Origin of the sequence: Leptolyngbya sp. FACHB-671, from assembly GCF_014695745.1 — a bacterium.
Lineage (GTDB): Bacteria > Cyanobacteriota > Cyanobacteriia > Elainellales > Elainellaceae > JAAUTN01.
The window spans coordinates 24,375-43,694 of the sequence record NZ_JACJOV010000150.1; the positions used below are offsets into that span (position 1 = coordinate 24,375).

Sequence of the window (19,320 nt, forward strand, 5' to 3'; positions counted from 1 at the left end):
TCTCAGTAAAACTTAAACGTTCCTCAACCCATAGAGGGGAAACCAGCGATGGATAATAGAACTATCGAAAATTTGGAAGAAAAATTGCAGCAAGCTATGCTCACTAGCAATGTTGCTGTACTGGATGAGTTGATTGCCGACAACCTGGTTTGGACAATGCACACTGGTTTTGTAAGTAACAAGCAATCCGATTTGGACGCATACCGCTCCGGAGTTTTTCGGTTCACAAAGTTGGAGATTAGCGATCGCCAATTTCACCCTTACAGTAGCGATTGCGTCGTCGTCACCCTTAAAGCAGAAATTGATGGGGTTCTTAACGGTCAAGCTTTCTCAGAAACTTATCGCTTTACTCGTGTCTGGATGCAACGACAAAATCGCTGGCAAATCATAGCAGGTCATGTGAGTCAAATCATTCCTCTATAATGCCAACGAGACAGGTGAGTGTTTGGTGTAGATCAGTGTCATAGAAGCGATGAGAACAAAAAAGAGGATAGACCGAAGCCTTCCCCCTTAAGAATCACACTTGCGACTAACGCTTTTGCGGAAGCCGATATCCCAGTCCTAGCACGCCAATGCTAAATAAACCCAACAGTGTTCCAGGCTCAGGGACAGGAGCGATCGCAATTTCCAAATCTTCAAAGGAATAGCGCACATTTCCCTGGCTATCGGTGCCAGAAAACCCAATTGCCCCAGGAGATTTAGTCAGAGTTACACCATAGGTTGGATTAGACTCAAGACTCTGACCAAAGGCTTGAGTTTCGGTACTGTTAAACAGGGCGATCGCCGTTTCCGTGAAGGCTCGTGGATCAGTCCAGGTACCTAGTTCATCATCGAAATAGCTGAAAATATTTCTTTCTAGTGGAACCTCACCGGATTGCTCGTTTGTAATCGGCGTTTTATTGCCAAAAGCAGGCTCGTTCGTCAGGGGATTGAACTGATCACCCTCATTCAGGTAAGTTTCTGTAACTCCACCGATTGTCCAATAACTATTTTTTTCGCCTACGTTGGCTTCGGATAGGTCAAAGATAGACACTCCTCCCTGCCCTAAAACCGAGAAATTGACTGCGTCAGTTCCCGCATCAGTTACGACCAGAGCGGTGTTCTCATCTACACCATAGGCTTTGTTAACACCCAGATCAGACGCTAGACGAATGATCCGTCCCTGCCGTCCACGTTCGCTAAAGTGGCTATCTAACAAACCATATTCAAAGAAGCCCAACCCTCCCAGCGGGTTATAGTACAGCGTGTTATCGAACGGTGGACTGCCTACAAGACTGACTGGACCATCCCGCAATCCCTCGTAGCTTTCTCCGTTTGTCACCATTGGTTCGCTAGGCTGCACAGCCGTTCCAGCACTAGTGCCCGCAATCACTGCACCCTTATCGAACTGTTGTCGCAATGACTCAATCAACGCAGTATCAGTACGAGTCTGAGTCTCTGCATCTTCATTGAAGAAGCAGTCAGTAATAAAAGACTGATCCCCACCCGTAAAAATAAAGGCGTTGCGATCACTAATCTGACTCACAACTGAAGAACTGGAGTCATTCTTATAATCACTGCAAGTATCCCGCGTGATTGGAATGTACTCTACATCTACAGAATCGCCATACAAAATCTCAAAATCTTCAAGATAAAAGCCTGCCGAACGAGGTGGGTTAGAACTGGCAGTAGAAATAATGCCAATTTTGGCATCGGCAGTTCCTCCTGCTAAATCAACAATCTTTTGGTAGATAGAAACCCCGTAGGTTTCCTCACTACCACCACTGCCAGGAAAAGCCCATTCTCCACCCACGAGTACCAAAGAGCCTGCTCTAGCAGGAGAAGCTTGGACTCCAAACACAGCCAAAGTGAGAGCGATCGCAACTTTTGAAATCGGTACCAAACGAGTTAATTTTGTCATGGGTGATTGCTGTTAAAAGACATCTGCTTTGAGGCAAATAGCCAGGTTCAATCAAGCGAACTCTCAATAGTTAAAAAACTTTTGCGAAATCAAACACCCAAATCTATCATTTCCCCTTATCTTTCTCCTGGGAAGAAACTCTAAAGAATAGATCTTCTACGCTACCATTCACGCCTCAAAAAACGATTCATGCAGGAAGTCTAGTTAAAGAGAGCACTGAAATCATTTCAGTTGCAAGACTCCTGGATTAGCCCGTACCCATGCCATCGCTTCTGCAACCAAAATCGGGTCGCCAGAGTCAAGAAACTGCTGCATCCGGGCAATATGTCGTTGTTCTGCCGCTTCCGCTTTAAGACGCTGATGTTGTCCTTGAGCCAGACAAGCAGTCTCCTGAAACGCTGCTTGAACCGCTTTAACGTTAGATAACGCTTGCTGGATATATTGCACTCCCAAAAGTGAGTCTGAGGTGGTGAGAGGAGCAAATTTGGCAGAGGCAGCGTTGTCAACCTTGGTATCACCATTACTGTCATCTAAAGGAGTACTAGAGGCAACGCGATCGCCCAATCCCTGTCCAGACTCACTATTACCGCCATCCATAGATAATAAGCTTGAAGGACTGAGCCAGTTAGATGCGTAACTAACGCTATCTAACTGGCTGTCCGTATTGAAGTTTTGGGGGTCTGGGGGGTTTTCCACAGGTGACTCATATGAAGACTCATTTTCTACAGGAGATCCATCCGAGTAATCAATATCAAAACAGCTAACATCAAAATAAGTAGGATGCCACAGGTCTCGGTGGCGATAGAGAGATGCCCCACCTACACCGTATTGCAGCAAAGTTTGAAATCGAGCTGTCGCCTTTACAGGCAAACTATTTTTCTCAAGCAAGTCTGCGATCGCCCTTCTAATTCGATCTCTGGTTGCAGCAGACTGACGTTGATTCCAGGATGGAGACTGATCAACTGCACTCACTAGCTCTGGATCGTGCAAAGTAGTAGAAACCTTTTTACTCTGATCTCCAAAATGGAAGTAATGACTACTTTCAATACACCGTGCCCATTCCTCTGCGCGGTGTTCAATCTCATGCTGATGACGACACCATTCCTGATAGCCAGGTAAGGATCGAGCTATTTCAACAATTTCACCCACAAGAGCTTCTCCTCTCAGTGGTTCTCCACCTGAGAGAACGTGATGAAAAATATAAGCTCTCATAGTGATACGTCCCAGCAATCGATTAGTTTGTCCATGTCCTGTCCAACCCAATTCGATTTCAGCATTTAGATCATTGATAAATTTCTCAGCTTTACCAGAGATGCCGAAATGTTTTCGCTTTGCCTGTTTAAGGATTTGTTTGAGTGTTTTTTCATCAATGTCGTTGTACTGCTGAGCAAATACCCATTGGTTTACAAAGGCTTGAGAATCAGTCCAAACGGGCTGCCATGCCTCATTTAATAAATAAGAACCGATTTGTAGCGGTAATCGGTGAGCGTTAAACAAACTTAGATTGCCATCTGCTGCATAGGGCTTTGGGTTTGGAAAAACTTCCAATTGTCCAGGTTGAAGCTTAAAGCCAGCATTTTCAAGCGAACAGGCAAGGGCAATCGCCAACTGCCAAGAGCTTTGAACCTGTTGAAACGGAAAATAGAGATGCAAACCGCCACTATAGCTAGAGGTACAGGCAACAGACCTGACCAAACCAAGGGGCTCCAAGGCAGCCACAATTCGCGAAACTGCCAGAGGATCTCGTTTGGGATGATAGAGGCTACCCGCGTCAATGTCCAGTAGACAATAGTTAGTCTCAGCTCCAAAGCGAACACCATAAAGATAAGCACCCTGACGAATCAAACGATCTGATAAAGGGTGACGGCTCTCCGTTTTCCACTCGACAGGTGCATCTAAATCAGGATGTCTTGCCCAAATGTAGTCAAAGCGGTGAGGAAACAGCGATAGAAATGTGTCTTCCCACTCACATACGCTTTCAAAGCGGATTGTGCTGGTTTCTTTCATACCAAACTCTGAACTTTGAATTTGCCCACAAATGTTGCTCTCACAATTTGGTGAAAGCTGCGAATGATTAGAGGTCTACAACCCTAAAGATTCTCTTGATAGGTATTGCGTCTGATCATTAAACAACCTGTTTTTGTCCACCATCAGTTGAGTCAACACCGTTTGCTCAAACTCCCCTTTAGACTTGGCAACAATAGCTGAAATGATTTAGCTGCCTTATTTCCAGGATCAGATTGTTAGTTGATTCTAGGCACAAAAATTTAGCAACACTTTTTTTCGTAGTGTCATACTAGAGCAATGGCGATCGCCCTTTCATAGCTTTGTTTCGCCACTCTAGAAAGCCTGTCAACCTTGTCAACACATTTTGTTTCGCTAATCTAGACTCAACTGGCAATAATGTTTTGAGATACTAGGCAACCTGTCAACTTTGTCAACTTCGTTTCACCAAATGTTTGTTGCTTAATTCGAGAATTCTTTGTCAATTTGTCAATTCTTTACTGCTTATCTATCCCTAGTTGCTTGGGTTGAAACAAAGCCCTCTCTAGGTTCTTAGCTACGCTATATCTAGTGACGACTACTTTAAGCTAAAAATTTTGTTACTCAATTCTAGAATCTAGCGTCAATTTGTCAACTCTTCATCACTTAGATAAGTGACAGGTCGGATGAAGTGAATCCCTAAACCGCTAAAAATAAAGCGGGGAAGGAGTTTCATGCTGTTAAGTCTACCTAGATTCACGTGAGATAGACCTAACCAAACCAGACAACGTAACTGGATTCTAGAATTTGTGTCAATTTTGTCAATTGTTAAGCAATTTAAACTTCTCGCAGATTTTTATCGGAATGAATCGGAGAAATTAGCCTATAAACGATCCTGCTGATCGAACCATTTCCTACATAGCGCGGCATTTGATAAAAGCATACGACTGCTAGTACGTTTGTTTGATGTTGATAGATCCTAGAGACAAAGTTGTATGATTCTAGTCTCGTGCGGCAATTAAGAAATAATGGGGCGATCGCCATACTCTTACGGGTGAGCGGGTTAACCAATTGAGACTGGACAACGTGGGCTTGAAGTAAGTTTCTCTGTATTGTCAATTGCAACCACCGATTTTGATCTTCCGCGTTCAGGGTTATACTATGCCGATGTGAATCGGTTCTGTGTAGCACCTGTGAATCAGCTTGATAACCTTGCCCTAGCCTCTACTCCTGTCTTGGCAGAGCCTCTTTCTCCCAACCTCACGTCAGTTTCTCCAGATCAGAAACAGGTGCTAGATCTTGCTGCAAAATTAAAAGCAGACAAATCGTTTCTAAATCTAGTCCTGGTTAATGTTGCTACTGGAATCAATCAATTCAGACTGCATCTAGCAAACACACGGGCCAAAGATAGAGCAGATGCACGGAACCTCTACAGCGAGACGGAAAAGCTTGGCGTTCTGCAAAAACAAACACTCCTGAGGATTGAGCGCCGATTCCGCTCAGTGCTGAGAACGGATGAGTTTTGGAACCAAACAGCAAGCTGGATTTTAATCCGGCTTGCCCAGTGGCAGCGAGAAGGGTTAATCCCATCCGACTGCTCAGTCGCAGGAATGTTATCACTAGAAGCTGGGGTTAACTTGACCGATAGTGATGAATGGCGTGAATCATTAGTCGTGAGTGCCTGTGCTTTTCACACAGCGAGTCAATGGTTACGTTACTTAGATCTATCAGGGCAAAATACAGTTGAAATTGATAAATTGCTGGGTGTTCAATCTGTTGATGCTGTTATACGTGAGCCTTTATTTCAAGATACAGAATTTGAACGCGTAGCAACGGGTTATCCTATTCTCACAGGTGCCCAAGCCCTGATTAATTCGCAATGGGAAGATGGAGAATATCCCTATTGGCAGAAGCTCGTTGGGGAAGGGTTTATTCAGCATCAGATTGTTCGTCAAAGCCCCTCTAGTCAACAAATTGAGCTAGTTCCAGGCAAAGCTGCATGGGAGATTATTCAGCAGTTTGGACCGGAAGCTGCCTATGTATTTCTCATTTTTTCCTCCTATGCGACCGATTCAGACGAGCCGTGGGCAGAGCAAATTCGCTTAAAGGGAACTGACCTGATCCGGCTCTTTGGTTGGGATAAGCGCACAGATATCACGATCGCCCAAAAACTCAAAAAGATTGGACATCTCGTAGAACTAGTCTGTAGCCTCTCCGTATTAGTCAAAAACATCAACATTGGCGCAAAACGATACAACGTTGAGCGGGGCGCAATGTGGATTTTAGAAGGGTTAGGCTATGCGGGTCAGTTAGCGCTGACAATGGATATTAACCAGCCAGATTCCCCAACCTACGAGGCAGGCGACCCAGATGAGTTATATATCAAGGTACGTCCTGGAGTTTGGACCGAAAAGTTTCTCAATGCCAGCGATGGTAGTGCCAAGGAAGCGCTCTTCCAATATGGCTATTTGGCAAAAAGTACGCTTCAAATTAATCCTTATCGCCAACGGTTAGCTTCAAAACTTGCCATTTTCCTGACAATCATGAGTCGGATTCGAGACGATGGTCGCTATGAAGTGCAGACTCTACTAGAACGGCTAGAGCCAAAAGAACTCTTGGAGAATGTTCAGAAAGACCGACTACGCCGCGTTAAGTTGATCGATCAGTGGGATAGTGCTTTACTCACTCTCAAAGAGTTAGGCTGGGAAATCGATTTTGATCCAGCAACTTATCCAGAAAGTATCCGACCTGCTTGGTCGTTGAGTGATGAGTCTGAGTCTGGGTCTGGGTATCGTCCCCGTAACTGGTTAGCAACTTGGTTGAAGGCGATCGTCATCATCAAGCCTTCAGTAAAAATTCAGGAAAAGCTCGGTGCCCATGCCCCTGTTTCGTTAAAGCCTGAACGGACTCGTGTTCAGTCGCCAATGCTAACAAGTGATGCAATTCAGGCAGCACTCGATGCAAAAGGTATGACTAAAGCGCAACTGGCAGATGCTCTACAAGTAGATCGTTCTCTGGTTACTCGTTGGCTAAAAGGACAGCGAACAATTCAGCCTAAACATCTTGAACAAATTAAGATGTTGCTTGGAGATTTTGAACAGGATGTGAACGCTATATCTCAGAAAACAATGCCGCTAATCACCTACCATCTCACTAACAGTTAAGTTGTGTCTCAGAAAAAAGGAGGAGGGTCAAGCCCTCCTCCTTTTTTATTGAGTGACTGGCGCTATACAGCTATTAACTTACGGAAGAATCCCAACTGCTGAAGTTTGCAGTCAATTCGTTCCAGGTTATATTCAATGTTCCAGGCTTGGAGGAACCATTTTCATATCCACCACTGACTCCCCAGGGATTGAACAAGGTGAATTTTTGGGTGGATGAGTTGTAGTCGGTTAATACATAAACGTGGTTGTAGACGACTGTGGACGAAATTTGGCCACTTGCTTTTGAATTGACACCGATCATCTTGCCGGCTGCAAAGGCGCTGACCAAAGTATCAAAGTTTAGCGAATTGCGGATAGAAGAACTCTTTGCTGTGATGTCACGAATCGCATCTCCAAACCAACCGTTGTTGATGCCCTGATAAGAGTTGGAGTGGTCATTATTCCAGCGATACGTCCAGCCTGAAGAGTTGACTTGAGCGTAAGCTTTTTCTGCTAGAGCAACCCACAATTCAGTGGAGGTGCGATTGTAGTATCCACCTTGGCTAGCGTATGTGAACTGGCCTGACGAAGCGACGGGCAAATATTGGTCTACTGTGACGTAGTCAGCAACACCTTGATTAAAGAAGCGAACGGTGTAAGTGTTATCGCCATTATCAATAAACATATCTTGAATCGAATTGGGAGATCGTATCGCTGTTGCAGCTAAACCTCCTAAGAAATAGCAGTTGCTAGCTTTGCCCTGTTTGATGTCCTGGTAGCTCACACCATTTTGAAATAGGGAACCGTTTGCATAGCGATAGGTGTTGGCGGCAGCGGGGCGATCGCTTCCTAAAAACCACTTATTCACCATCTTCTCAAGATGAACATCACTGCTACCTGCAAACAAATTCCCCAGTGCTTTCCCCTGATACTGTGAGTTTGCCTCATTGCTATTCACAACTTTGCTAGATAGAACTCGGACATGATCGTCCATTGCGACATAAGATTTGTCGCTAGTTAGAGTGCGGAGATCATTGAGTTCAGTGGAGTCAATTGCTCCTCCATCTTTTGCATCACGAAAGATAGTGATCATGTCATTCCGATCGAGCTTGCTATCAAGGAAGCGAGATCGTGTAGCAAATCGCAGTCCAGCATCTCGAAGCGTATTACCAAACCAATCCTCTGTAGGGCCAGCTTCAGTTTTGTTATCAAAGAAATTGCTGGTTTTAGTGATATAGCCTGATTCGCTACCTAGTCCGCTACTGCCATAGCCGAAAAAGGGCGGATAGCTATCATTCCTTTCGCTGTCGTAGTAACTGTTAACCCGTAGCTTGTCTAAATTTTGAGTGGTACCTGTGTAGTTAACGGCTGAGATGATTTGATAGGAGCCGGTATAACCTGAACTGTCTAAATTGCTGTGAGTAATTTGTTGTCCACTGCTGTAGCGATCGCTTGTGCTGTAGCCATAGCCTGTGTAGTAATCGCCATTGCCATAGCTGTATTTGAACGTATAGCGCTGATAGCTCTTTACCGCAGAAGCAGACACACTCAATTGATATCCAACGTTGCCGCTACGGGGATAAACCCGAACGTAATAGGTCCCTGCATCTAATACTTGATTGATTGCTTCACCTTGATTACTGCTACGCGTCGATCGCCTTGTAGGTTGACTTCTAGACTTACTAATTAACGCCATATCAGCGTTAGCATTCAAACCTTTTAAGGCGAGTTTAACGCTGCTGCGCTTGCCCAATGTAAAGCTGTAGTAGTCGTTGGTATCAAGAGAGCCAACTCGATCTTTATAGGTTCTTGGTGTAGAAGTAAGGCTAATTTGTCTCGCTTGCTTGGGCGTATTGCCAGCGTAATCAGCAGCCATAATTGTGTTCTCTTATTGAGTCGCTTGGTCATAATTTGCCCAAAATCGACATCTAGAACACGGGAAAAATCATGTTTTTTGTCCGAATTTATACTGGAATTTTGCTGCTAATACTTATGTTGTTTCCAGGGTAAATACTGCAAGGATGTTACTTCCTAGCTGTAGTTAGACAATTTAGTGGCTTATACTGAGGACGTTTATAAGGTATTCCTGTTCATGAACAAGAATTTGTTAAGTGGACTTAAAAGTTTGGGAGGCGATCGCCATAAAGTATAATTTTTACCTTAAAGCCTAAGTAATAATATCAAAACGACCTTTTGCCATATCGGTATATTTCCTAAAGCAATTCTGTAGGTTTACTTAAACACAACTTTGTGAAACTCATGAATTCAATAAAACGCATACTCTCTCCAAGTAGAAATACGCTGTTATCGTGTTTCTACTTAAGAAGAAATACTTTTTGAATCAGCGATTGAATTGGAAACTAGTAATTCTGTGAGGTGAAAGTTACTGAGCTTGGCTATCAACCACATCTTGGGGTTGCTGTTACCGCTGCTACAAATCTGAGCCAGGCAGCCCACTTACTTCACTGGCACATCTCTCCAGTGAAGTAGGGCAAGAGCAAAGTAACATTAAATTAAGTGCCTACAGTAAAACTTTATCGGGGCACAAGAAAGCCTCTTAGCGTCTCCAAATCATGGCTTCTATTGCCCGCAAAAATTTGTTTGAAGACATCCCTCGCTTCCTGGTTGCCCAGGCGGGGATCGTTTTTGCAGTCAGCCTTGTGACAATTCAAACGGGCATTTTAGAAGGATTTACACGCTCTACCGTACAGCTAATCGAAAATTCAAACGCTGATATCTGGGTTGCAGCTGAGGAGATGGTTCACTTTGAGTTGACTCAACCGTTGACTCTAGGGCAAGTTGCACAGGCACAGCAGTTGGCAGGAGTTAATCGGGCAGAGGCGCTGATGATTCAAAGCGGCAGGTGGCGCAGCACTTCTGGCGAGATTGCTCCTGTCAGGCTGATTGGTTATGACCCAGATGGGCGGCTATTTAGGTTGTGGGACATAACACAGGGCAATCAGAGCGACCTGAATGAACCCAACACGATCATGGTGGATGAGACAAATTTGCGATCGCTTCAGCTAGATCCGGAAAACGGACGCGGCTCAATCAACTCCATTCCAGCCCGTGTTGTAGGGCAAACTCAGGGAACGCAATCGATTGCCACGAGTGCCTTCATCTTCACGTCCCTAGAAAATACGATGAACTATGTCAGCGCAGGCTTGACTTCTAATGTTCTCTGCGACGTGCAGCCGGGCGGTGCGCTGGAGTGCAGCACGGTGTATGAACGCTCTGACTCCCCTGCTGACCCCGCTGCTTCGCAGCCTCGGACCCTAACTTCGACCGACCCAATTTCATATGTGTTGGTGCGGGCAGAAGCGGGGCAAAATATCGAGATCCTAAAGCAGCAACTAGAAGATGAGCTAGTGGGTACGCAGGCTTACACCCAGACAGAAATGGCGGACCACACTCGTAGCTATTGGGAAAAGCGGACGGGCATTGGTTTTGTCTTGAGACTGGGAGCAGCTGTAGGAGTCGTTGTTGGGATGGTTGTCGTCGGACAGATTCTATATGCGTCTGTCTCTGACCACATGAAGGAATTTGGCACCCTTAAAGCGATGGGAGCGTCTGATCGAGTCATTTACAGCATCATCATTGAGCAAGCCTTGTGGATGGCAGTTTTAGGCTATGTCCCTAGCATGGCTTTTTGCTTAGGGTTGGGAGCGTGGACTTTTGCAACTCAGGGGATCACGATTCTCATTACTCCGCTCTCTGCCATCGGCATTTTAGGAATCACGATCGCCATGTGCGGTGGCTCTGCTCTATTTGCTATCCAGAAGGTGACTCATGTTGATCCTGCAATCGTTTTCAAAGCTTAGTCCTTCAAGGCTGGGGTTGAGTGTAAAGAGTTTCTAATGAAAGCTTAATCAAGCTAGCTAGGGTGTCTAGGTACACTAAAAATAAAGTCGTATGTGGCTGAAACTTGAAAAAACAATCTACTTAATCTGGATTAGGGCGACTTCGATGCGGATCTAACATTCTGGCGATTCGATTGCGATTTGTCTCTACTACTTTAAAATTCACATCTCAACTACTGAAACGCATGGCAGCTTCTCAAATTAATTTCACCGAGTTAGGTACCCGGTTTCAAAGAGGTTCTACGGCTCCAAGGCTAATCAACGAGCCTGCGATCGCCGCAAAAGGCATAGAAATGGTATACCAAGCGGGTACCCAAAGCTTTCATGCGCTTCAAGATATCAATTTAGAAATCGCTAAAGGAAATATTCAACTGCTGATGGGTCCATCCGGATCAGGAAAGACAACTTTGCTGTCAATCCTGGCAGGAATTCTAACCCCAACCAGTGGCAGCGTGTTCCTGCTGGGCGAAGAGATTACACGTATGTCTCGGCAGCAGCTTTCTCGGTTCCGGCTAAGGAACATTGGCTTTATTTTTCAGGGATTTAACCTGTTTCCGGCACTGACGGCAGTCGAGAATATCGAGGTCATCCTAAAACTAAAGGGCTACCGAGTAGGGGCGGCTCATGAAGAAGCCTTATTTCTGTTGGAGCAGGTCGGGTTGGGAAACAAGGCAAAGAATTTGCCGCAAGATTTGTCAGGTGGACAAAAGCAACGGGTGGCGATCGCCCGTGCCCTGGCTGGTGATCCCCAACTCATCATGGCAGATGAACCTACAGCTGCGCTTGATTCTCAAAGTGGTCATGCTGTGATTGCGCTGTTGCGAAACTTGGCAAAAGAAGGCGGACGCAGTGTGCTGATGGTGACTCACGACTCTCGCATCATTGATGTCGCTGATCGGGTTGCGTACTTAGAAGACGGGATTTTGAAGCGGTAATAGACATCTACCGCTTCAAAACTTCTCGGAGTGTTGCTTCGACCGAGCGAGGTTGCCAGCCCAGTTCTTGAACCGCTTTAGTTGCGTCTACCCGAACGCAGCGATCGTAGATGTAGTGAACCCTTTCTCGGCTCAGTGGAGGTTGCCAGGAAAGTAGCCGTCCTACCGGATCAAGCAAATTTCCTAAAACCCGGACGATCGCTTTTGGCGCTTCCCCAGGTGGCGCGATCCCAGTTTCTTGACTGAGGAATTGAAACATTTCACGAGTCGTCATTTCCCCAGCAGAAAGGATGTAGTGGGAACCTGGCTGGGCTTTATCGGCAGCCAGCAGCATTGCTTCTACCAGATCGTCTACGTGGACGATCCCGGTGATGCGATCGCTCCCCGCCCACAGCTTCAGCCGCCCTTTGAGAAACTGGTCGATTACTGGGCCAAAGTGGGGATCATCTGCCCCAAAAATGCCTGACGGCATGACGCTAACGACAGGCAGACCCTCAGCCGCAAACTGATCGACTAGCTGCTGAGCCTGATATTTAGTGCGATCGTAGCCTGACGAAAACCCCTTTTGGGTACGCTGGAACGTTTCGTCGATCACTCGCCCCTGAGTGTCACCGTAAATGCCAATCGTGCTGCAATAGACGACTTTAGACACGCCAGCTTGCTGGGCTGCCTGCATCACAGCACGAGTTCCTTCTACGTTGACCTGCTGCATTTTGGCTTCATCGACTACGCCCAGTTCTACATAGGCAGCCGTGTGAAATACAGCATCAACGCCCTGCATTGCGGCTTGCAGTGCTTGAGAGTCAGTCAGATCGCCATAAGCCAATTGCACTTTACAGTCGGACAGACGAGACAAATCGCTAGATTTGCGTACCCAGCCTATGACGGTATCTCCTCGCTGTTCCAATGCCTTCACCAAATGCGATCCGGTAAAGCCATTGGCTCCTGTGACCAATGCTTTCATTCTCTGCGTCCCCATTACTAACCCTGAGAATTAACCTGCTCCACAACCTGCTTGAAGAAGTTGGGTTACGCTTTGCTTCACCCAACCTACGGCTGTTTACACCAGTGTTTTCTCATAGATTCGGTAGGTTTTGTAGACTTTTGCTCCGGTCGCTTCAACGACTTTACGAGAAGGAGAATTATCTTCGTAGACGTATCCTAGTTCTGCTTGCTTGTAAGGTTTGCCTTTTTGCACGCCACTCTGCATTCCCAGATGGATCAAAGCTAGAGGCACCATTCGGCGGCGGTGTTCCGGTAGAGCGCAAATGACGATGACTCGTGCCTGGTTGATCTGACGGCGATACCAGAGCAGTTTGAGAATGCCTAGCCAGTTGAGCCTGCCGCCAACGTGCTTGAGCGCAATGTTGTAGTCAGGCAGCGCCATGAAGAAGCCGACCATTTCCCCTTCGTATTCAGCAATCCAAAAGATGTCGGGATCAACTACGGTTTTGAGGTCTTCTGCCTCTTCCCTGAATTCTTCTAATGTCCGGGGCGTGGAACTGTAGTTGTTGGCAAAGGCTTTGTTGAACAGATAATAAATTCCCTCGACATCCTGATCGAACGCTTCGCCTTTAAGATTGACCCGACGAAAGCTCACTCCTGACTTAGCAGCAATACGATGGCCTTTTTCATACTCAGTCGGAAGGGGGCGATCGAGGGGCAAGTGATAGGAATAGGCATCGATCGCTTTTTGCCAACCATCCTGCTCAATGAATTGGGGGTAGTAGGGCGGGTTGTAGGGCATCATGATCGTCGGCGGTGAGTCAAAGCCATTCACCAGCAGCAGGCAATTGTTGTGGGTGGAGAGGTCGATCGGTCCTCTCGCTTTGGTCATCCCTTGCTCTCGGAGCCACTGGCAGGCAGCTTGCAAAAGAGCCTGGGCAACTGCCGAATCTTCTACGCACTCAAAAAAGCCAAACAGTCCAACGTTCTTGCCTTCCCGCTCGATCAAACGCTGGTTCACAGATGCCACGATGCGGCCAACGACTTCCTCACCGGATTCGCCCTTCACCGCAATAAAAGCTTGCAGTTTGCCGTACTGAAGAAACGGATTGTCTGGGGCAAGCTGCTTGGCAACGCTACTGCGGAGGGGGGGCACCCAGTTTGTGTCGTCAGCATAGACTTTTGCAGGAACGTCTAAAAACTGCTCGATTTCTTCTGGGGTGGCGATCGCTCGAACTTGAACAGCCTTGGATGAAGTACTAGTTTGAGTCACGTCAGTTACCAATAGTTTCTATAGTGTTTTGAACATTCAGCAGGAGAGCTTCCAGTCTGGGTGAGGGGGTGTAATAAAGATGCCTTAGTGTACGGGTAAAAGCGGTACAACGTAGAAGTTTTTTATCGATTTAGTCCCAGTTTTGACCCGAAACGACGGTCTGACGGTTAACCTAGATCAGGTGGTGATTGAATTATTGTGACCTAGCATGAGCAACACTGTCCTTTCGATCACAGATCCTGAGTTTGACGCAGAAGTTTTAAGCGCCACACAGCCTGTGTTGGTTTACTTCTGGGCTTCGTGGTGCGGACCCTGCCGCTTGATGTCGCCAGTAGCAGATTGGGCCGCCCAAACCTATGGCGATCGCCTCAAGGTCGTCAAGATGGAAGTCGATCCCAACCCGGAAACTGTAGCAAAGTACCAGGTTCAGGGAGTTCCTTTTCTGGTTCTGCTAAAGCAGGGCGAAGTCCTTACTTCGACAGAAGGGGCAATGAGTAAGCAAAAACTAGAAGCGTTTCTCACGCCTTACTTACCCACAGCGGCTTAAGTAATAAGCCAGTCCGTATAGGTCCGGACTTGCCCATCCTCCTACGCTATCAATCTGGGCTACAACAAGACCATGCAATTTGCCAAACGTTTGGAGCCGCTGCAAGCCAATGTGTTTGCAGACATGGACCGGGCTAAAGCTAGAGCTAAGTCCGCGGGTCAAGATGTGATTGATCTGTCGTTGGGGTCTTCTGACTTGCCTGCATCAGAGCATGTATTGGAGGCGATCGCCACTTCCCTGCGCGATCCTGACACTCATGGCTATCTGTTGTTTCATGGGACTCGGGCGTTTCGGCAAGCTGCGGCACAGTGGTATACCCAGAAATTTGGCATCGCTGTAGATCCAGAAACCGAAGTTTTACCGCTGATTGGTTCGCAAGAAGGGACGGCGCACCTGCCGCTAGCGATCTTAAATCCAGGTGATTTTGCGCTGCTGCAAGATCCTGGCTATCCTTCCCATGCTGGAGGTGTATATTTGGCGAGCGGTCAGATATACACGATGCCGTTGTTGGCAGAAAACGGATTTTTACCAGTTTTAGAAGATATTCCTGAACCCGTGCTAAGCCAGGCGCGGATGATGGTATTGAGCTATCCGCATAATCCGACGACGGCGATCGCTCCCCTCTCATTTTTTCAAAAAGCGGTTGCCTTTTGTCAGCAACACAACCTGGTACTGGTTCACGACTTTCCTTATGTTGACCTGTATTTTGACGGCAGCGCTCCCCCTTCTGTTCTCCAGGCTGACCTGAATAAGACTTGCTCGATTGAATTCTTTACCATGTCAAAGTCCTATAACATGGGGGGCTTTCGAGTGGGCTATGCGATCGGTAATAAGGAATTAATTCTGGCGCTCCGACAGGTAAAAGCGGCTGTGGATTTCAATCAGTATCGCGGCATTTTGAATGGGGCGATCGCTGCTCTCACTGGACCGCAAGCCGGGGTGAATGTCGCAGTTGAAACTTTCCGTCAGCGTCGGAATGCCTTCATCGCTGCCCTGCACCAAATTGGCTGGCAGGTGCCGTGTCCTGACGCGACGATGTACATCTGGGCAAGACTGCCAGAACCCTGGGTGCAAGACTCCATCCAATTCTGCACCCGTTTAGTGGAAGAAACAGGCGTTGCCGCTTCTCCTGGGGCAGGTTTTGGTAAGTCGGGTGAGGGGTATGTCCGATTTGCCCTGGTGCATGAACCAGCGATTTTAGAATCTGCTGTGGAGCGCATGGCAAGGTTTTTTAACCAATATAAATACCACCAGCTGCTTAGCTAACTTGGAATTGCTGTTTTTGGGTTAGGTACATTGCAATTCCCTTCTCGTAATAGGCAGCTTCGTTAATGAAAATAGGGTAGACGGTTGTGCTGCCTTGATAGGCGATCGCATCTCCGTCAAATGTTAAAAACATTGGGTCACCAGGATTCAAGGCCTCATAGTCTTTGAACTGAAGCCGAGGATGAATCATCGCTTGAATCTCACCGTTTTTGCCCTTAGGATAATCGACTGCATTGGCATGTTGGTAAACCGTTAATGATGTTTCTTCTAGTGAAACTGTGTTGCTGTTGTACTGTTCTAAGTAATCCAAAATTGCACAAACTAATACTTCAGTTTTTTGAAACAGTTCTGCGTGTAGTGTTCCGTGGGCAACGGGTCCGACTTCAATCCCGACTCCATATCTAGCAATTGATCGCAGTGAATCTTGACTGCGACCCGAAGCAGCAGAACTGTAAACTTTGAGCTCAGGCTGTCTGTAGCTCAGGTAAGCTGCCAGCTTTAAAGTGAAGCAGTCAAGATTATCTAAAATCAGCATCAACCCTGCATTAGAGTCAGTGCCGTGCTGATCAATGGCAAAGTCCACAGGCATTTGTCCTGCTTGTCCAAACTGGTTCTTGATCTCTCTGGCTCGTCGAACCTCATAGTCAAGATCCGTTTCCTTCCCCTCTGGAATATCAAAACATCGATTCAAATCTTTATCGATGTAGCGTACCCCTGCTTCTATAGCTCTGGGATTGCCTAATACAGTTAATGTCTCAAAGCTTGGTCTATGGATCAGTTCGGGACGTCGCTCGTACTTTCTAACTGCATAAATCCCATTTAGCTCGTTGCCGTGCGTTCCACCTGCAATTAACACCCGTTTGATTTTGTTCATTTCTATCCTTACTGTCCTAGCAAGTGTGATGAAGAGTTTTGCTTAGCTAGACAACAGGATATGGGGAAACACACATGACGGAATAACCTGTAGAGCCTCAGTAGCCTCACTCCAGATCAAAGATTTAAGGGGGAAATGGTAAAACCATTTCCCCCTTAAATCTTTTGATTGGGTTTAATTAACTGCCTCAGCTTTTTCAGCGATTTGAGTGTTGGTAGATGCGCTCTAGCTCATCGTAAAAGGTTAGCCAGCCTGCACTTCTGATGCATGACCGTTGTTTGCGCTGACGTTAGCCATGCTGCTCATGCTTGCATCAGCCGTAGCATCTAGCTTCTCCTTGTCTAGCCGCCGCTTGCGGGCGTAAAGCTGAATAATTGCCGCCATTGCCACGATCAGAGCCAGAACACCCCAAGCCGTCACATCCGTAGGCAAATTATTCTTAAATACCGCAAGCAGCACAATCACTACCAAAAACACTGTGGGAACTTCATTGAGCCATCGCATTTGCTGACTACCTAGAGCAAACTTGTCTGCGGCCATTTGTTTCATCAAACGAGCGCAGTAGTGGTGGTAGCCAATCAGCACAGCGACAAGACCCATTTTGACATGGAGCCAGGTATCTCTGAGGAGTTCAGGGGCAGTGACTAGCATGGCGATCGCCATCACTACCGTTAACACCATACCTGGCGTAGTAATCAGCTTATAGAGCCGCTTCTCCATGATCTGGTATTGCTGTTGAAGAATGCTACGGGCTGGCTCTGGCTGCTCATTTGCTTCGACGTGATAGACAAACAGACGCACCAAATAGAATAAGCCAGCAAACCAAACCACAACGCCAACAATATGAAATGCTTTGAACCAGAGATAATTCATGGGTCAGATCCTCTATAGCTGCTACAGCCAAGACCTAATTGTATCGAGTCAATTGCAGTCTTTTAAGGGGCAGCGCCAATGCCTTAAATAAGCTTAACGAGAGAAGCACTCAGACAAGCATTCAGTCAGAATGCCTTAAGCTACGCCTCAGACAGCGTGCTTAAACAGCGTATCTAGATAAACTCTGGCAGCACGACGGTAGCTCCGAGACGACTCGACGCTGTCGCTATTGCCATTCTGTAACAGAAACAGTGAGAGAGCAGCAGAAAACACCCGGTCTTGATCCCAGTCGGGATGGGTTTCCAGGTAGCCTTGGAGCGATTCATGTAACTCTTCAGGGATTTCTGCCAAGATGCTGACGGTTGCGTTCATGGAAACCTCTGGTAAATGGGCGAATGGACAAAAACACCTGCCTGTGGCGCGATCGCCGCCATAGTTGCAGCTAAAATCAGCGCCAACGCGACTCTAAGCTAAGTTTGAAACTTTCCCGCAAATAATCCACAGATAATCCACAGGCAGATCCAGACCGGCTCAAATCGGAGCGCTTTTTAGGTAGGTCGCATCATTGTGCGCTAGAGGGGGGTAGGCTTGTCAATGCTGCAAAATGTTGCGATCCTCTTCAGATAAAAATAAGGTTTACGAGAGAATCAGGGTTTCAGGGCATTTCTTGTTACATAACTTCATCATAAGACGGTGGTTTATGAGAAAGCTGCTTTTTAAGACTGAAATCCCCAACAACACGGCAAGTCCTTATGCTCTCGTTAAGGGCTGTGGAAAACCTCAGCTAATCTGTGGAAAAACCTCAACCCACTTGTGGAAACAGTGTGGAATGCGTGGGGAAAATCAAGCCAAAAGATAAGAATTGCAAAAAGTTGAAAAGTCAGAAGTTGCTGAATCTTGTCCGTGTTCCTTGCTTCTGCTAAAACCCAATCTGCAAGCGAGGAATGCTCCTAGAATAGATCAAGTGTTCTGTTGTGTCTATGCTGAAATAGAACACTTGATCTACAAGGATTGCGATTGGCAAAGGACATTTCTGAGAAAAATTCTGTCCGCGCAGAGGCGAGCGAGTGTTCGCTCCTTTCGGAGCTTTGCTAGCTGAAGCAATTTGCTAGCTTTTGTTGCTTGTGCTTTACCTTGCATTTCCTCAGAGAGAGGGATTATTGCTTTTCCACAGACACTTGGAGTTTTGCTTATGCTGCGATTAGGGGTGTGAGGGATGATCTGAAAGCAGCCGATTTTGATAATCTTCTAAAGGTGGGTTGTTCTTGAGGAAGCAAGGTTCGGCACTGCTTTCTTAAAAGTTTGCTTTTTAGGGTGAAAAGGTTGAATAGGGCAGATACCGTAACAAAATCACCCGGGTTGATTACTGAATGAGTGGTACTGAGATTTAGGTATGCAGACTTACTATTACGCTTTAGCCAGTCAAAAGTTTTTGTTGGAAGAACCCATTGATGAGGTGTTGCGGGAGCGGACACGCAACTATCAGGATCAGGGGAAAGAAATCGATTTTTGGCTGGTTCACCAGCCTGCCTTTTTGCAAGCACCTGAGATGGCAGCGATCGCTGCTAAGTGCCCAAAACCTGCTGCCGCAGTTGTTTCAACCAACCCGCAGTTGGTTACTTGGCTGAAGTTGCGACTAGAGTATGTAGCAACGGGTGAGTTTCAGGCTCCCTCTGCGACGATTCCTGATCCGCTGGCTTCTCTGGCTTCTGTGTCTTAAA

The 19,320-nt window shown here is 46.7% G+C and carries 15 protein-coding genes; 7 read left to right on the top strand and 8 right to left on the bottom strand.

All coding sequences use genetic code 11. From position 1 onward, the window contains the following. The first annotated feature begins 48 nt into the window (after positions 1-48). On the top strand, positions 49-423 hold the full coding sequence (locus tag H6F93_RS24000; RefSeq protein ID WP_190686390.1) for a nuclear transport factor 2 family protein: 375 nt from the start codon (positions 49-51) through the stop codon (positions 421-423). A gap of 106 nt (positions 424-529) precedes the next feature. Here H6F93_RS24000 and H6F93_RS24005 read toward each other — a convergent pair whose 3' ends face one another. Further along, the gene (locus H6F93_RS24005) at positions 530-1,900 is read right to left on the bottom strand and encodes a Type 1 glutamine amidotransferase-like domain-containing protein (protein WP_190686393.1); all 1,371 of its coding nucleotides are present in this window, start codon (positions 1,898-1,900) and stop codon (positions 530-532) included. Positions 1,901-2,122: 222 nt separating this feature from the next. Continuing rightward, complete coding sequence (locus H6F93_RS24010; protein ID WP_190686395.1) at positions 2,123-3,907, bottom strand: hypothetical protein; 1,785 nt, start codon at positions 3,905-3,907, stop codon at positions 2,123-2,125. Positions 3,908-4,995: 1,088 nt separating this feature from the next. On the opposite strand from H6F93_RS24010, the gene H6F93_RS24015 reads away from it, so the two are divergent. Beyond that, positions 4,996-7,047 carry a helix-turn-helix domain-containing protein gene (locus tag H6F93_RS24015; RefSeq protein ID WP_190686397.1) on the top strand — a complete coding sequence of 684 codons (2,052 nt, stop codon included), beginning with the start codon at positions 4,996-4,998 and terminating at the stop codon, positions 7,045-7,047. A 73-nt stretch (positions 7,048-7,120) separates the two neighbouring features. On the opposite strand, the gene H6F93_RS24020 is transcribed toward H6F93_RS24015, so the two are convergent. Further along, complete coding sequence (locus H6F93_RS24020) at positions 7,121-8,902, bottom strand: C2 family cysteine protease (protein ID WP_190686399.1); 1,782 nt, start codon at positions 8,900-8,902, stop codon at positions 7,121-7,123. A 697-nt stretch (positions 8,903-9,599) separates the two neighbouring features. On the opposite strand from H6F93_RS24020, the gene H6F93_RS24025 reads away from it, so the two are divergent. Together H6F93_RS24025 and H6F93_RS24030 are read left to right on the top strand one after the other, a co-directional pair. Continuing rightward, positions 9,600-10,847 carry an FtsX-like permease family protein gene (locus H6F93_RS24025; RefSeq protein WP_190642917.1) on the top strand — a complete coding sequence of 416 codons (1,248 nt, stop codon included), beginning with the start codon at positions 9,600-9,602 and terminating at the stop codon, positions 10,845-10,847. Between the two features lie 224 nt (positions 10,848-11,071). Further along, positions 11,072-11,821, top strand: coding sequence for an ABC transporter ATP-binding protein (locus H6F93_RS24030; protein WP_190686401.1), 750 nt, complete (start codon positions 11,072-11,074; stop codon positions 11,819-11,821). Positions 11,822-11,828: 7 nt separating this feature from the next. Here H6F93_RS24030 and H6F93_RS24035 read toward each other — a convergent pair whose 3' ends face one another. Both H6F93_RS24035 and H6F93_RS24040 read right to left on the bottom strand, forming a co-directional pair. Further along, on the bottom strand, positions 11,829-12,785 hold the full coding sequence (locus H6F93_RS24035; protein WP_190642915.1) for an NAD-dependent epimerase/dehydratase family protein: 957 nt from the start codon (positions 12,783-12,785) through the stop codon (positions 11,829-11,831). 96 nt (positions 12,786-12,881) lie between these two features. Then, complete coding sequence (locus H6F93_RS24040) at positions 12,882-14,039, bottom strand: GNAT family N-acetyltransferase (protein WP_190686404.1); 1,158 nt, start codon at positions 14,037-14,039, stop codon at positions 12,882-12,884. Between the two features lie 208 nt (positions 14,040-14,247). On the opposite strand from H6F93_RS24040, the gene H6F93_RS24045 reads away from it, so the two are divergent. Then, positions 14,248-14,586, top strand: a complete 339-nt coding sequence (locus tag H6F93_RS24045; protein WP_190642913.1) for a thioredoxin family protein — start codon at positions 14,248-14,250, stop codon at positions 14,584-14,586. 72 nt (positions 14,587-14,658) lie between these two features. Continuing rightward, positions 14,659-15,852 carry an LL-diaminopimelate aminotransferase gene (locus H6F93_RS24050; protein ID WP_190686407.1) on the top strand — a complete coding sequence of 398 codons (1,194 nt, stop codon included), beginning with the start codon at positions 14,659-14,661 and terminating at the stop codon, positions 15,850-15,852. On the opposite strand, the gene H6F93_RS24055 is transcribed toward H6F93_RS24050, so the two are convergent. The 3 genes from H6F93_RS24055 to H6F93_RS24065 form a co-directional block, all read right to left on the bottom strand. Continuing rightward, on the bottom strand, positions 15,845-16,726 hold the full coding sequence (locus H6F93_RS24055) for an aspartoacylase (protein WP_190686410.1): 882 nt from the start codon (positions 16,724-16,726) through the stop codon (positions 15,845-15,847). The two genes, H6F93_RS24050 and H6F93_RS24055, sit on opposite strands and share 8 nt — an antisense overlap. A 243-nt stretch (positions 16,727-16,969) precedes the next feature. Beyond that, a complete protein-coding gene (gene hemJ / locus H6F93_RS24060; protein WP_190686413.1) occupies positions 16,970-17,599 on the bottom strand; it encodes a protoporphyrinogen oxidase HemJ in 630 nt (209 codons plus the stop codon). A 147-nt stretch (positions 17,600-17,746) separates the two neighbouring features. Then, on the bottom strand, positions 17,747-17,971 hold the full coding sequence (locus H6F93_RS24065) for a DUF2811 domain-containing protein (protein WP_190642909.1): 225 nt from the start codon (positions 17,969-17,971) through the stop codon (positions 17,747-17,749). Positions 17,972-18,992: 1,021 nt separating this feature from the next. Between H6F93_RS24065 and H6F93_RS24070 the strand changes: the two genes are divergently transcribed. Beyond that, on the top strand, positions 18,993-19,319 hold the full coding sequence (locus tag H6F93_RS24070; RefSeq protein WP_190642908.1) for an MgPME-cyclase complex family protein: 327 nt from the start codon (positions 18,993-18,995) through the stop codon (positions 19,317-19,319). The last annotated feature ends 1 nt before the right edge of the window (position 19,320 follow it).